Raw genomic sequence first — 13,768 nt, 5'->3', positions numbered from 1 at the left:
CGACAATCATAAACAATTCAGACACAGAAAGGTTGTGACAGCGTCCATGGACCATAGCCGTACTCCGCTATTCACCGCGCTTAAAGAACATGCGGCCAAGAATCCCGTACAGTTTCACATTCCGGGACATAAGAAAGGACTCGGTACAGATGCCGAATTCCGGGAATTCATAGGGGATAATGCACTTTCAATAGACTTAATTAATATTGCCCCATTGGACGACCTTCATCAACCGACGGGTGTTATTGCAGAAGCACAGCAACTTGCTGCCGATGCATTTGGTGCTGACTACACCTTTTTTAGTGTTCAAGGAACAAGCGGAGCGATCATGACCATGATCATGACAGTTTGTTCTCCAGGGGACAAAATTATCGTTCCTCGGAATATTCATAAATCCGTCATGTCCGCCATTATTTATTCAGGTGCTAAACCTGTATTTATATCGCCGGCACAAGACTCAAATATAGGAATCGACCACGGAATTACGATTAGCTCTGTGCGTAAAGCTCTGAAAAGACATCCTGATGCGAAAGCTGTTCTCGTCATTAACCCTACCTATTTCGGGGTAAGTGCTAATCTGAAAGAAATTGTAGACCTCGCCCATAGCTTTAACGTCCCTGTATTGGTTGATGAGGCGCACGGTGTGCTGATACACTTCCATGAGGACCTCCCGATGTCAGCGATGCAAGCAGGTGCCGACATGGCTGCTACGAGTGTCCATAAGCTGGGTGGTTCCATGACTCAAAGCTCTGTCCTTAATGTGAATACGAAGAATGGTTATGTTAATCCTTTCCGGATCCAGACGATTATCAGTATGTTGACAACCACCTCAACCTCATACATTTTATTAGCATCGCTTGATACATCTCGTCGTAATTTAGCAGTGAACGGTCGTGAAATGGCTGCCAAAGCGATTGAGCTTGCACAATATGCTCGTGCTGCTATTAACGAAATCGAAGGATTATACTGTTTTGGTGAAGACATCCTTGGCGGAGAGGCCGCATACAGTTATGACCCTACTAAATTAACGATTCATGTACGCCATCTAGGTATTACCGGATATGAAACGGAAAACTGGCTACGTGAACATTACAATATTGAAGTCGAGCTTAGCGATATGTACAATATCTTGTGCTTGGTTACCCCAGGGGATACTTCTGAGTCCATTGAAATACTGCTTACTGCGCTACGTGATATGTCCAAGACTTACAATAATGTAAATGAGATTAATGAACTTATCGTAAAAATACCAGAGATTCCTCAGCTTTCCTTGATTCCAAGAGATGCTTTTTATGGAGATACGGAAGTCGTACCGTTTAAGGAATCTGCAGGACGGATAATTGCTGAATTCATCTATGTATATCCCCCAGGAATTCCCATCCTACTGCCGGGTGAGGTAATCTCGCAGGATAATATCGATTATATTATAGACCATGTGGATGTGGGACTTCCTGTTAAAGGACCGGAAGATCGCAGTATTCAGAACGTCAAAGTAATCGTTGAAGCAGATCCAATATTCTAAAAAATAGGGACCAAACAGCAAAGACCCCAGTGTGGACGCACCGGGGTCTTTGCTGTTGAACAAATACTATTCTTGAGCTGCTACAAGCTCGTTATAAGCTGCTTCAACTGCATTCCATTCTTCTTCATCTTCGATATTGTAAAGAACCATTTCCTCGTTCTCTTCTTCCATACGAAGAATGACGCCATCTGCTCCTGGATTCTCACGCTCAAGAAGTAGTGCGTACAATTTCTCGCCGACATCAAATGTCTCTACGAGTACCATTTCTACATCATTGCCTTGCTCGTCCGTCAATGTAAGCACGAACTCTTCGTGTTCATGGTCGTGGTCATGATCGTGACCGCAGCCACAGTCAGCTCCGTGTTCATGTTTGTGATCGCTCATTAAAAAATACCTCACTTCAGTTAAATTATCATACTTCCGTATGGTAACACGGAAGAATAACTAGGTCAATTTACCATTGCTATTACTTCACTTGAGAACAGTGATTACTTTCTCAGCCACTTTCACAAAAGCCGAATCAGCGGAAGTTTTAATATAAAAACCGACGGAATATTTACCGATTGTATTGAAATCGTAGGTGAAGTCATACGTTCGGAACCAGAAATTGTCACTGTTGTTATTTTTCATTTCCTGGGTTTGAATATCTTTCACTTTTCCGGAGGGATCCGATATGGCCACTTTCACAGAATGTATATCTGCATTTAAAGTGTCGATCTGGCTAAATACATTGAATTTCAACTTGCCCCGGTTAACATTTCCGAATGCAGTATCTCCTTTAAACAGAAAAATATGTACATTAGGTTTAATAACATCCACTCTTCCGCTCTTTTTGTCCCAATTCACCGCGCCATCAATATCTCGAACCGGGATATATGTTTTGTTATCAATTAAGTACCCGCCATCACTCAATTCCTTGCCATTCATCCATACTCGAACTTGTTCATTAAATGAATCTGCAAACAGCAGTGAGCTGCCACCGAGTAACGAAATTAATAAAGTGCAGGCCATTACCTTTTTCCATTTTAATTTCATATAAACAAACCTCCGTATACTTTTTCTAGTTGTTATATGGTTATACTACAAGCTAAAAAACAAAGTTGCGCAAAAAATTGAATTCCCTGGCAATTTTTTGTTACTTATAGCATCGCTGGTTAGTACCTTGGTTCTATATGACACTTTTTGATGAATACCCGGTGTAAATAAACATAGAATTCGTTAAGATATAGTTAATACCTATTACCTTACATATTAATCACCTGGAGGTTGAGTTCATTGAAGCTACAATTACAAATGTTAGGTACTGGGAGTGCCTTCGCAAAAACATACTATAACAATAACGCGCTTATCTTTGATAAAAGCTTCACCCTTCTTCTGGATTGCGGTGTGACAGCACCTATGGCACTGCATCAATTAGGCCGCTCTTTCGAATTCGTTGATGCTGTTCTGATCACACACATTCATGCAGATCATGTTGGTGGACTGGAGGAATTAGCATTCAAGTTGAAAATGATGTACAATCGAAAACTTCCTTTATATATAGCAGAGACCCTCGTGACACCTCTGTGGGATAACACCTTACGAGGTGGATTGTTCCAGGAAGGATACATCACCTGTCTTGAAGATATTTTTGATGTGCGTCCTTTGAGAGCAGGAGTTGCCGTGGACATCTCACCTGGCATACGAGCAGAGCTTATCCACACACAGCACATTCCCGGGAAAGATAGTTACTCCATTTACTTTAATGAACGTATTTTCTACAGTGCGGATATGATCTTCACCCCTGGACTCCTCGCCCAATTAATAAATGAGCGCGGATGTGAGGTGATTTTGCATGAATGCCAGCTTGAAGGGCGAGGTGAGGTGCACACAACACTGCAGGAGCTTTTGAGCCTACCTGAGTACATCCAGCAGCAGATTTATCTCATGCATTACGGAGACAACATGCAGAACTACCTAGGTCAAACCCATGTCATGAAATTCCTTGAACAACATCGTCTTTATGAGCTTTGAAACTATATAATTTAAGAAATAATGAATAGAAATCCAATTGCCTCGGGGATATTATGTACGGGAGGCGATACAATATGAACCAAGATCAACAAGCAGAAGTCGTGGCCGTAAGAAAAAATGGTGATGGTGACATCATTCAATTAAAGCTAAACACAGGCAATGTCGTCGATTATAAAACAGCTCAGCAAATGGTCCAAAACAAAGAAATTAAAAATCTAAACGTATTCCGAGGACGAGATGATGAAATGCATCTACGGTCCAATGCGGATGGCGATCCTAATAACAACTTGGATAATTTGCCGATATTCTAACTAACTCTTCATCATAGATGAAGTAATAAATGAAGTATTAAGCGTAAAAAGACCCCGAACTTCAAGTTCGGGGTCTTTAGATTATGCAATAAGATCTTATAGTTCTTTTTTCATCCGCACATGCGGAATACCAGCATCATCGAAAGGTTCATCCGAAATCGCAACGTAACCAAGTTTATTATAAAAACCTTCTGCTTGACACTGTGCATCCAATACAGAATATACAAGCTTCAGTTCCCGCGCCTGTGTTTCCATAGCCATTAACAGCACCCGGCCGAGTCCCTTGGAACGAAAATCTTTGCGTACGGCGATACGCTGCATTTTGGCAGAGTCTTTGTTGTAATATGTAACCCTGCCTGTAGCGGCATACTCTCCATCATATTTAATAAGTATATGAAAAGCATCAGCATCCAGCGTGTCATACTCATCGATCTCTAAGTCTGCTGGCACCTTCTGTTCCTGTACAAATACTTCCATACGAATATCCAGCGCTTCACGTAACTGTTCCATTGTTGTCACATTTATGATCTCTGCTGCCATAATTAAACACCTCATCAATCAAAAAATTTCCTGCATATCTCGCCGGATCAAGTTGAATTATTATACAAAACTTTAGTTTTCTTGTATAGTAAAATCAAATTAGATTAATTTGGAAAGGGGCTGTCGGGCATCGGTATTGGAGGCACGATTTTTTGGGCAATCATCATATCCGTAATATTGATTTATCCCATGTTCTATACCATCAAAAAAGGCTATTCTCGAAAATGGGATGAGGAATAAGAAACATACCAAGAACCGTCAACCCTTTATGGTCGACGGTTTTTATAAATAATACATTCTACCTGTGCTGATTAATGTACTACGTCTTGTAAATGATCTTGCGTCTCCAGTGAAGGCTCTGGAATGATTTTTTCTCCACGTCTTCCATCAGATGAGTATACATCCTTCTCTACTGAACGTTCATACACATGGATCATCACTGGCGATGTCATCGGCTTGATATTCTCAGGCTCCACATTTCTTGAAGGTATGCTGCAGCCGCTAAATAAGAGGACAGACAATAATATAGTACAAATCCTTATTACACCGTCTCTAAGATGCTTACTTACGCACATGTTATCTTCACTCCTTATGGAAAATCATGCTTTCCATAGTGTGAACCGGAACTTCTTATTTTATAACGAGAAAACAATTGACACTAGCATCATTAATAAGTAGAAAACGCCATTTTGTAGACTTAATCTACAAAATGGCGTTTTCTAAAATTGGACGGATGGGGATCGAACCCATGACCCCTGCCCTGTCAAGACAGTGCTCTCCCGCTGAGCTACCGTCCAACAACGTAAGTAATAATAACATGTAATCCTTAAATTTGACAAGTGTAAATTACATATAAACTAAATTATTACATTTACCTCATCAAATGTCTTTCCTGAAATTTTTTCTTGACGATTCCTCATCTGAAAACTTCTATATTCTCTTCTTGTAATTGGAATATTTAGGGTATAAGATTTTTACATGTAAAACTAGATATTTAATATGTTAAAGAAAGGACAGAAAAAAGATATGGTGAATGTGAATGACAAAAAAAATAAATTAAATAAAAGAGTCGCTACTTTATATCGCGTTTCAATGAAAAGCCAGCTTGATGATGATGAAATTCCAATGCAACAGAGAGCCTGTAGAAGTTTCATTGAGAAACAAGATGGGTGGAAATTAGTTAAAGAATATACGGAAAAGGGCGTTTCTGGTTTTAAAGTCTCCATCGCAAATCGCGATGTAATACAACAGGCTAGGCAAGACGCAGAAAAAGGTTTATTTGATGTTCTTTTAGTATTCATGTTTGATCGGCTTGGAAGAATAGAAGATGAAACTCCATATGTTTTAGAATGGTTTGTAAACCAAGGTATTGAGATGTGGTCCGTTCTAGAGGGACAGCAAAAGATTGAACAAATTAGCGATAGACTGATGAATTATCTTAGGTTTTGGCAGTCAAGCAATGAAAGCAGGAAAACCTCTGAAAGAGTCAATGAAAAACATACTCAAATGGTTGAGGATGGTATATTTAGAGGAGGAAGTATTCCCTATGGATACAAGGGGGTAGACTCTGGAAATGTCAATAAAAGAGGGAAGTCATTAATTAATTTGGTTGTTGATATAGAAGAAGCTTTGGTCGTAAAAAAAATATACGAATTAGTTCATGATGAGGGTTATGGACAATTAAGAATTGCAAAGTATCTAAATGAAAATAACATTCCTGCCAAAAAGGCTATAAAATGGGGAGCAGCCACAATAAATGTAATATTAAAAAATCCAATATACAAAGGAGTTATGCGATATCGAAATGTAGACACGCAAACCTTCTCCCCTGTTTTACCTGATCTTGTAATAATCAATACTGAGGTTTGGGAAAGAGTTCAAGAAATCAGAAAGAAACGTAATCCCAAAGTTTATAGTAGTGACGATAATAATCAAATGAACACTAGAGGTTCTCTTCTATTTATCGGTTTGGCAAGATGCGGCTGTTGTAAATCTAGACTCACCACTACAACATTTGTTAATAAATACAAGACAGCAGATGGACAGATAGTAAAATACAATCACAACAAAAGCTATAGATGTTCTGGAAAACTTCAAGGAAAAACTGAATGTACAGGGCAATCCACCTTTTCCGCAAATAAACTAGAAAAGAGTATTCTCAAGCGAATCGACTATTACATAGAAAATTTAAAAGAAATAGATATTTCAAATCAAATCGAAATATTTAAAAAGAAGATTGTTAACATAGACCAAAAACAAATAAAAATAAACCAAGAGAATATTGAACAATCATATGTGGAACTCTCTATACTAAACGCTGAAGTGCCTAATTCATTATGTGGAAAAAGTTCCTTTAAACCAGAATTACTTAATAATCTTATAGAAGAAAAAAATAATGAGATTGAAGTGTTAAACTCTAAGCTAGCCAAGCTAGAACAGGTAGTCAATACGAAGAATATAGAATTAAAAGAAATGGAACTTTTAAAAGAATATATTCCTTATTGGAAAAAGTCATTCTATAAAGTATCCACTGAAAAAAAGAAAAATATTCTTGGAATTCTGGTTGAGAATATCTTTGTTAGCAAACAAGAGATAACGATCAATCTAAAATTAAATATAAGAAAACTATTTGGAGAATTATATATTTAAACTAACGCATGTCATTTGAAATAAATCCGATAAAAAGGCATAAGTTTTTATATAATCTAGCGAAGTCATGTTTCTTTTCCTGACTCTTTTCATATCTAAATCTTTACGCAAAGAAGCCCCTCTAACCAGATTTAGAGGGGCTTCTACTATATAAAAAGGGGTATCTTTATAGTAATCTATAAAACTTAATGGGAGATTAAATAAACATTAGGGAAACATAAATGTTTATTTTCGTTCATCGATTAACTTCATCAAATTTTTACTTAACCGACTCATGACGATTGCAGCCTCTTCCCGTGTGATAGGTGCTCCTGGACGAGTACCATCAAAATACCCATTCGCTATTGCCTCTTCCCAAGCTTTCGCTGCCCATGGACTAACCACATGAATATCACGAACCGGCTCTGTTGCCTCTTTCTTTTTTAGCCCTAAATACTTGGCAATTCCAGAAACATGTCCATCCACAATGGCCTTAATCACCTCAGGGGCTTTTAGTTTCTGCGCATCTGAGGCAACATCGATAAATAGGTTTTCCGTCAAAATGGCAGGCATACTACTCTCTCTCACCATATGCAAATTTTTTGCTTTCTTACCGCGATCTATTACGCCAAGTGGTAATAATGCAGCCATGATTTCTGCATGAACTATATTTTGAAGTGCAACGGATGCAGTCATTGCCGAGGTGTATCTATAACTCTCAAAACCTCCTGCGCCACCACCGGAATTACAATGAATAGAAACCAGTATATCCGCGCCGGCATTGTTAGCAGCACTCGTACGCTCCGTGAGACTTAGATATACATCGGTAGAGCGTGACAGCATGACTTGTACATCTTCGTAACTCGTTTCTAATCTTCTCTTCATATCATTCGCTACGGACAGAGCAATATCTTTTTCTTGTAGCCCATTGCCAACAGCACCTGGATCTTTTCCACCATGGCCGGCATCAATCCATATCTTCTTCATTCACCTACAACTCCTTTCTTGGCCTGCATAACAGCCTAGTATCTATGAGCAACAGATACACCACACCCCATTCTCATAATTGCCATTGCTCCCTCCTTTCGCAATATGAGGTGCTTTATTTTATTCTTCAAGTCTGTTGAACCGTTTGTGCCATAGCACAAAAAAACACATCCGTTTAACAGATGTGTTTTTTTAGAGTAATTCGGATACGCTTCGTTATAACACAAAATAACACAAACAAAAGCCCTACGGATCATCCGCAGGGCTTTGTATCGTGGGAAGCGATTGTATAGTCTAAGCAATCTTCCAATTGCTAGGGTATTTTACCTTTAAAGAACCGCCGAAGTCCGGACCGTCTTTTTCTTTTCCATTTCAGAGCGTTCATGGTGAATCAACAACCTTTCGGAATGCATTACTGTTTTCCGTGTGCTGAATGATTATTACCACTTCCCACTTATTCTTTATATAACCACATTTCAAACATGCGAATCAGATTTCTAAAAAAAATTTAGCGAGTAGCAATTCCTTACAACTTTTACTTACGATCGATCCCGTCCATGTTCTCACACGTCTGCAAAGTTCTAGAGTCATACCTGTATTCAATTTCTGCCATATGGGAAATCCTATCATGAATCGTAAACCAATACAAAAGGAGGATCAGCAAATGGACATTCATTCCAATGAATACAAAATTGCTTCACTAAGTGATGATGAACAGACTATAAATGCTATTAAAGCTGCGGAAGCAGCTATAGCCAGCCTTACAGGTAAAGAGGTTACGTTAATTGCTTATGAAAGAACAGACTCCTTAAAACAATAATAGGAATTTCATCTATCCCCTTTAAGCCTACAAGATTCTTAAGCCATCGATTACGATGCCTGTCTTGTAAGCTTAAAGGTTTTTTTCGTGTGAAAAAAATTGAAAATTAAATGTTTCCTTTTCATTACAAAGATCGTATATTATATGTCACCGTTTCTTCCCATCTGCTGAATCATAAAAATACAAACTCTATCCATTGTAAAGCAGTATAAAAAACGGCAACTTTCGAGTTCCCTCGCATATACTGGAATAGCGAAAAGAGGTGATTCAAATCTTCAAAGCGTTAACTCGTGTACTTATCTTCGCTTTACTTCTTGTGTTTGTCTTACCTATCGTCAAACCAGCTGACGCGGCAACTCAGAAGTTAGACAATAAATATGCAAAATACGCACAGTTTATTGTGATTGATAAGTCCACCAACAAACTCACTTACTATGAAAAAGGTAAAGCGATCAAGACGTTCTCAGTCGCCACAGGAAAAAAACCTTCCTACACCCCCGAAGGTCTATTCAAAATTCATGAAAAGACAAAAAATAGGCCTTACTATAAAGAAAAGATCAAGGGTGGTGATCCCAAGAATCCTCTTGGCGATCGATGGCTTGGTATCAATGTAAAGATTAATGGGAAAACAAGTTATGCCTACGCCATTCACGGTAACAACAATGAAGCTTCCATCGGTAAATACGTTTCAGAAGGCTGTATTCGAATGCATAATAAAGAAGTCCGCTGGTTATTTGATAAGGTTAAGATGAACACCCCTGTACTCATTCAAAAATAATACTTAAGAACTGCAAAAAAGCCAAACACCTCAATGTGTTTGGCTTTTTATATCCACAGTAAAATCATTTATTTCCAAGGAAATATAGTCTGTTGATTAAGAATGACTAGTATATACTCTTCTGCCACAGACCCAAGTCTCCTCAACCTGTCCTTCCGCACCGAGAAGCAGGAAATCGGCATCCTTGCCCGGAGACAATGTCCCTTTCTGGTCTAGACAACCAGCTTGTCGAGCAGGGTTTCGGGTATATGCAGGGAGTAGCTCACCCAGCGGTAAACCCGTCCAGCTTCTCACATTTTGGAGGGAGCGCTCTAAGCTAAGTGTACTACCCGCTAGACTTCCCGCTTTCCCATCTTCAAGACGAAGATAGGCGATCCCATCTATCATCATGGCCGGAAGACCTCCGAAGTCAAAAGTTCCATCCTTCATTCCAGCCTGACCGATGCAGTCTGTTACCATAACAACCCGCTCACTGCCTTTAGTTCTCAGAACATACTTAACCCATTCGGGGTGCACATGGATTCCATCAGCTATGAGCTCAACTGTGATCTCATCAAGCATCAAAGATGCGCCTGCCACTCCAGGTTCGCGGTGATGAAGAGGTCTCATCCCATTGAACAGATGCGTAGCGTGACTAGCACCCGACTGAACAATCTTCTTCACCGTCTCAAAATCAGCATCCGAATGACCCAAGGATACCGTCACACCTCGTTCCGTCAAAAAGCGCGTACAAGCTTCAGCCTGGGGATGTTCCGGAGCAAGTGTAATTAATTTGAGCTGACCTTGGGATGCTTCCCAGTACTGTCTAAGCTCATCAAGGTCAACTTCACGGATATGTTCCGGATTCTGCGCGCCACATCTGATTGGGTTCAAATAAGGTCCCTCAAGATGAATACCAGCAATTTGTGCTCCTGGCATTCGCTGTAACGTGCATTCACCCGCTACTCGCACTGCTTCTAGCAACTCAGAGTGTCCTGCTGTAAGGGTCGTTGCCAGAAACGAGGTTGTTCCCCGTGAAGCATGAAAAAGACTCATCCCTTCAAGGTCACTCTTCTTCCTTGACATGACGTCAAATCCACCACCACCATGTACGTGAACATCAACGAAACCAGGAATAACTGTACGTCCTGCTGCATCATACACGTGAACTAAAGAATTGCGAGGAGAGTTCTCCCATCCCTCAAGTGATAAGATGGCATGGACCTTGCCTCCACGGATTTGAAGAACACCACGTTCGAACCGTTCATGGCCTGAGATAATCTCACCATCAACAATGTCAACATCGATACCCGAAGTATAATCATTAATCATTCCCATACATCTACCTCGATTTGCCCCATAATCCTTTCGTGATCGGCAGGCAATACACAGCCGGCTGTTGGATTAAGTACATTGGCACTGCCTGCAGCCGCAGCATAACGTAAACACTGCTCCACTGATTGATCACGGACATGTGCATAAGCAAAACCGGCTACAAAGGAATCCCCGCTTCCAACGGGATTAACCGCTTGAAGCTTCGGGATACGAATCCGGTACAGAACCCCATCGATACAAGCTAATGCTCCCATCGCACCTAAGGAGACGATTACTCTCGGAATTCCCGTATCCTTTGCAAGATTCTGAATGGCGGTACCGTAGTTCTGAAGGGCAAATTCGCCGACAACTTCAGTGTCATTACTAATCGGTCCATTAGCGTTCAGCCATGGCTTAATTTCATCCTCATTCGGCTTAATAAAGTCCGGTTTTCCCTTCATCCCTTCGACCAGCGGAGAACCGCTCGCATCCAGAAACACATCAACACCGTGAGAGGAACAAATTTCGATCAGCTCAGTATATAATTCTGGGCGGCATCCCTTTGGCATACTTCCAGAGATAATAATAAGTCCAGCTTGCTGAGCCAATTCCTCCATTTTCGCTTTCATCTTATTCTCATCTTCAGCAGTCAAGTGTGGTCCAGGCTCCAGCACCTCGGTAAATGAATGATTCAGCTCGTCTACAATGCTCAGACATACTCTCGATTCACCAGCCGTAGCCACGAAATCGGTATGTATGCCTTCCTCTTCCGCTGCCTTAGCAATAAACTGTCCGTTGTATCCAGCCGTGAAGCCGGTAGCTGTGACAGATTCATGCCCAAGCTGTTGAAGAACTCTCGCAACATTTAGACCTTTACCTCCAGCAATCGCATGAACACGATCCACACGCATTACACTTCCGGTTGAGAATCCGTTCAAATAATACGTTTTATCAATTGCTGCATTTAATGTAACGGTGATGATTTGGGTATTCATTGCAGATAATCCTTTGCTTTACCAAACGACCCACACAGACGCATTTTTTCAATAGCTGCCTTCTTCAACGCTTCTTTAGCAGGCACCATATATTTACGAGGATCATTCTCCTCTGGATTCTGATTAAATACTTCTTTAATCGCATCTGAGAATACAATACGAAGTTCAGTTGCAACGTTCATCTTGGACATACCAAGCGTTACACAACGTCTTACTTGTTCTTCAGGAATACCAGATCCACCATGTAGTACTAATGGAACAGACACCTTGGAAGCAATCTTCTCAATTCGATCAAAATCAATGTTAGGCTCACCCTTGTAGATACCATGTGCTGTTCCGATCGCAGGCGCAAGTGTGTGCACACCTGTCAACTCTACGAAACGTGCACAATCGTCTGGATCAGCAAGGAGTGCATGCTCATCATCGACAACGATATCATCCTCTACTCCACCAACTCGTCCTAGTTCTGCTTCAACATTGATACCAATTGCATTCGCTGCCTCAACCACTTTTTTGGTCATAGCAACATTCACATCGAACTGCTCATGAGAGGCATCAATCATAACCGAAGTATAACCAGCGCGAATGCACTGCATAATGATATTAAAATCAGAACAATGATCCAAATGAAGTGCGATAGGTACGCTTGATCTTTCTGATGCCACTAACGCAGCCTTAGCGATATAATCCGGACCAAGATGCTTTACGGTCCCTACAGTGGATTGAATGATTAACGGCGACTGTGTTTCCTCAGCAGCCTCAACGACAGCTTGCAACATTTCTAGTGTATGGACGTTAAATGCTCCAATACAATATCCACCACGACGAGCAGTTTGTAATAAAGGCGTAGATGATACTAATGTCATAGTAAAGCCCTCCCATGTCGATCGTAAATTATGATTGATTTAGCTCATGACGCTGCTTAGCCTGCATTGCACTCCCAATAACCCCTGCATCATCACCAAGTGATGCAGTACGAATACTAACATGTTGTCTGTAATCAGGCAGTAGACGGGACATCATGGTTTGCCTTAGCGGTGTTAACAGCCTTTCCCCGGCGTTAGCCCCGCCTCCGCCTATAATAATAACCTCAGGGCTGAGGATATGTACGGCAGGCACAAGCGCCTTACCGAGCAATACTCCAGCATGGTTCATAATTTCTGTAGCAACGGCATCTCCTGCATCCATCGCTTTCGATATATCAGCAGCCGATAAATGCTGAAGCTGCTCCTCAGGGAACCACTCCGCTAAAATCGTCTCTTTTCCTTCATTTATATAACGTTTGGCTTCGCGTACCATCCCTGAAGCTGAGGCTGATGCTTCCAGACATCCTTCAAATCCGCATCCACATAATGCCGACTCTCCATCCATGGGTCCGTGACCAATTTCTCCAGCTAAATTGAGATGCCCATAATGAAGATGTCCCCGGTTGACCATAGCCGATGCGATTCCGGTTCCTACTGTCAATCCAAGTACATAATCCACACCTTGACCTGCTCCATACACTGCCTCACCATAAACATACATTCTTACATCATTATCAATATACACAGGTAAGGAAGTTCGTTTCGATAGTTCAGCACTCAAGGGAACATCACGCCAGTTCAGATTCGCGGAATACGTTGCTACTCCGCTCCAAGGGTCTACGAGACCTGGGATACCGATACCGATTCCAGAAATCTGATCAGAGAGTCCTGCTCTGGCAGCCAATTCTACCGTCATTTGTGCCATTTTATCCAGCACTGATGAAGTACCGAGAGAAGCCTCTGTAGGCTTCTTCATCGAATCCATCACTTCACCCTTCTCGTTTACGATTCCGCAAACGATGTTGGTTCCCCCAACATCTATACCAATCCAGAAACTCATCGTTTCACCCCTTAC

15 protein-coding genes and 1 tRNA gene are annotated in these 13,768 nt (G+C 41.0%); 6 read left to right on the top strand and 10 right to left on the bottom strand.

Annotated features, from left to right (window positions below):
• The first annotated feature begins 46 nt into the window (after positions 1 to 46).
• Positions 47 to 1,522, top strand: a complete 1,476-nt coding sequence (locus ACK8P5_RS08160; RefSeq protein WP_422660445.1) for an aminotransferase class I/II-fold pyridoxal phosphate-dependent enzyme — start codon at positions 47 to 49, stop codon at positions 1,520 to 1,522.
• Positions 1,523 to 1,588: 66 nt separating this feature from the next.
• Here ACK8P5_RS08160 and ACK8P5_RS08155 read toward each other — a convergent pair whose 3' ends face one another.
• Complete coding sequence (locus ACK8P5_RS08155; protein WP_422660444.1) at positions 1,589 to 1,906, bottom strand: DUF1292 domain-containing protein; 318 nt, start codon at positions 1,904 to 1,906, stop codon at positions 1,589 to 1,591.
• 87 nt (positions 1,907 to 1,993) lie between these two features.
• Entirely contained in the window at positions 1,994 to 2,557 is a 564-nt protein-coding gene (locus ACK8P5_RS08150; protein ID WP_422660443.1) for a copper amine oxidase, read from the bottom strand.
• A 240-nt stretch (positions 2,558 to 2,797) separates the two neighbouring features.
• Between ACK8P5_RS08150 and ACK8P5_RS08145 the strand changes: the two genes are divergently transcribed.
• Entirely contained in the window at positions 2,798 to 3,535 is a 738-nt protein-coding gene (locus tag ACK8P5_RS08145; protein WP_422660442.1) for an MBL fold metallo-hydrolase, read from the top strand.
• A gap of 74 nt (positions 3,536 to 3,609) precedes the next feature.
• Positions 3,610 to 3,846, top strand: coding sequence for a DUF3892 domain-containing protein (locus tag ACK8P5_RS08140; RefSeq protein ID WP_422660441.1), 237 nt, complete (start codon positions 3,610 to 3,612; stop codon positions 3,844 to 3,846).
• Positions 3,847 to 3,942: 96 nt separating this feature from the next.
• Here the strand turns inward: ACK8P5_RS08140 and ACK8P5_RS08135 are convergent, their stop codons facing one another.
• The 3 genes from ACK8P5_RS08135 to ACK8P5_RS08125 all read right to left on the bottom strand — a co-directional run bounded on the left by ACK8P5_RS08135 (position 3,943) and on the right by ACK8P5_RS08125 (position 5,183).
• Entirely contained in the window at positions 3,943 to 4,386 is a 444-nt protein-coding gene (locus tag ACK8P5_RS08135) for a GNAT family N-acetyltransferase (RefSeq protein WP_422660440.1), read from the bottom strand.
• A gap of 311 nt (positions 4,387 to 4,697) precedes the next feature.
• Positions 4,698 to 4,961: a hypothetical protein gene (locus tag ACK8P5_RS08130; RefSeq protein ID WP_422660439.1), complete on the bottom strand. Its 264-nt coding sequence runs from the start codon at positions 4,959 to 4,961 to the stop codon at positions 4,698 to 4,700.
• Positions 4,962 to 5,111: 150 nt separating this feature from the next.
• A tRNA-Val gene (locus ACK8P5_RS08125) sits at positions 5,112 to 5,183 on the bottom strand.
• Between the two features lie 202 nt (positions 5,184 to 5,385).
• Here ACK8P5_RS08125 and ACK8P5_RS08120 point away from each other — a divergent pair.
• A complete protein-coding gene (locus ACK8P5_RS08120) occupies positions 5,386 to 7,035 on the top strand; it encodes a recombinase family protein (RefSeq protein ID WP_422660438.1) in 1,650 nt (549 codons plus the stop codon).
• 225 nt (positions 7,036 to 7,260) lie between these two features.
• Here the strand turns inward: ACK8P5_RS08120 and ACK8P5_RS08115 are convergent, their stop codons facing one another.
• Positions 7,261 to 8,001 (bottom strand): N-acetylmuramoyl-L-alanine amidase, encoded by a 741-nt coding sequence (locus tag ACK8P5_RS08115; protein WP_422660437.1) that lies wholly within the window; start codon positions 7,999 to 8,001, stop codon positions 7,261 to 7,263.
• 664 nt (positions 8,002 to 8,665) lie between these two features.
• Here ACK8P5_RS08115 and ACK8P5_RS08110 point away from each other — a divergent pair.
• Positions 8,666 to 8,821, top strand: a complete 156-nt coding sequence (locus ACK8P5_RS08110; RefSeq protein WP_422660436.1) for a hypothetical protein — start codon at positions 8,666 to 8,668, stop codon at positions 8,819 to 8,821.
• A 262-nt stretch (positions 8,822 to 9,083) separates the two neighbouring features.
• Positions 9,084 to 9,599: a L,D-transpeptidase gene (locus ACK8P5_RS08105; protein WP_422660435.1), complete on the top strand. Its 516-nt coding sequence runs from the start codon at positions 9,084 to 9,086 to the stop codon at positions 9,597 to 9,599.
• A gap of 96 nt (positions 9,600 to 9,695) precedes the next feature.
• On the opposite strand, the gene nagA is transcribed toward ACK8P5_RS08105, so the two are convergent.
• From nagA to ACK8P5_RS08085, 4 genes are read right to left on the bottom strand one after another with little or no spacing between them, the layout of a single operon-like run.
• Complete coding sequence (gene nagA / locus ACK8P5_RS08100; protein WP_422660434.1) at positions 9,696 to 10,910, bottom strand: N-acetylglucosamine-6-phosphate deacetylase; 1,215 nt, start codon at positions 10,908 to 10,910, stop codon at positions 9,696 to 9,698.
• Positions 10,907 to 11,887 carry a 1-phosphofructokinase family hexose kinase gene (locus tag ACK8P5_RS08095; RefSeq protein WP_422660433.1) on the bottom strand — a complete coding sequence of 327 codons (981 nt, stop codon included), beginning with the start codon at positions 11,885 to 11,887 and terminating at the stop codon, positions 10,907 to 10,909. The genes nagA and ACK8P5_RS08095 overlap by 4 nt, the downstream gene beginning before the upstream one ends.
• Complete coding sequence (fba, locus tag ACK8P5_RS08090; protein ID WP_422660432.1) at positions 11,884 to 12,753, bottom strand: class II fructose-1,6-bisphosphate aldolase; 870 nt, start codon at positions 12,751 to 12,753, stop codon at positions 11,884 to 11,886. Before fba ends, ACK8P5_RS08095 begins: the two co-directional genes overlap by 4 nt.
• Before the next feature lie 28 nt (positions 12,754 to 12,781).
• A complete protein-coding gene (locus tag ACK8P5_RS08085) occupies positions 12,782 to 13,753 on the bottom strand; it encodes an ROK family protein (RefSeq protein ID WP_422660431.1) in 972 nt (323 codons plus the stop codon).
• Positions 13,754 to 13,768: the final 15 nt, after the last annotated feature.

The sequence above is a fragment of the Paenibacillus sp. EC2-1 genome (assembly GCF_049311625.1).
Lineage (GTDB): Bacteria > Bacillota > Bacilli > Paenibacillales > Paenibacillaceae > Paenibacillus_AQ.
Note: the sequence above shows the minus strand (reverse complement) of the source record. Positions and strands in the feature narration are given on the sequence as shown.

What these genes read in the sequence shown, in the direction of transcription:
- ACK8P5_RS08160 (WP_422660445.1), top strand. Translation starts at nt 47, where the DNA reads ATGGACCATAGCCGTACTCCGCTATTCACCGCGCTTAAAGAACATGCG.
- ACK8P5_RS08155 (WP_422660444.1), bottom strand. Translation starts at nt 1,906, where the DNA reads ATGAGCGATCACAAACATGAACACGGAGCTGACTGTGGCTGCGGTCAC.
- ACK8P5_RS08150 (WP_422660443.1), bottom strand. Translation starts at nt 2,557, where the DNA reads ATGAAATTAAAATGGAAAAAGGTAATGGCCTGCACTTTATTAATTTCG.
- ACK8P5_RS08140 (WP_422660441.1), top strand. Translation starts at nt 3,610, where the DNA reads ATGAACCAAGATCAACAAGCAGAAGTCGTGGCCGTAAGAAAAAATGGT.
- ACK8P5_RS08135 (WP_422660440.1), bottom strand. Translation starts at nt 4,386, where the DNA reads ATGGCAGCAGAGATCATAAATGTGACAACAATGGAACAGTTACGTGAA.
- ACK8P5_RS08130 (WP_422660439.1), bottom strand. Translation starts at nt 4,961, where the DNA reads ATGTGCGTAAGTAAGCATCTTAGAGACGGTGTAATAAGGATTTGTACT.
- ACK8P5_RS08120 (WP_422660438.1), top strand. Translation starts at nt 5,386, where the DNA reads ATGTTAAAGAAAGGACAGAAAAAAGATATGGTGAATGTGAATGACAAA.
- ACK8P5_RS08115 (WP_422660437.1), bottom strand. Translation starts at nt 8,001, where the DNA reads ATGAAGAAGATATGGATTGATGCCGGCCATGGTGGAAAAGATCCAGGT.
- ACK8P5_RS08110 (WP_422660436.1), top strand. Translation starts at nt 8,666, where the DNA reads ATGGACATTCATTCCAATGAATACAAAATTGCTTCACTAAGTGATGAT.
- nagA (WP_422660434.1), bottom strand. Translation starts at nt 10,910, where the DNA reads ATGATTAATGATTATACTTCGGGTATCGATGTTGACATTGTTGATGGT.
- ACK8P5_RS08095 (WP_422660433.1), bottom strand. Translation starts at nt 11,887, where the DNA reads ATGAATACCCAAATCATCACCGTTACATTAAATGCAGCAATTGATAAA.
- fba (WP_422660432.1), bottom strand. Translation starts at nt 12,753, where the DNA reads ATGACATTAGTATCATCTACGCCTTTATTACAAACTGCTCGTCGTGGT.
- ACK8P5_RS08085 (WP_422660431.1), bottom strand. Translation starts at nt 13,753, where the DNA reads ATGAGTTTCTGGATTGGTATAGATGTTGGGGGAACCAACATCGTTTGC.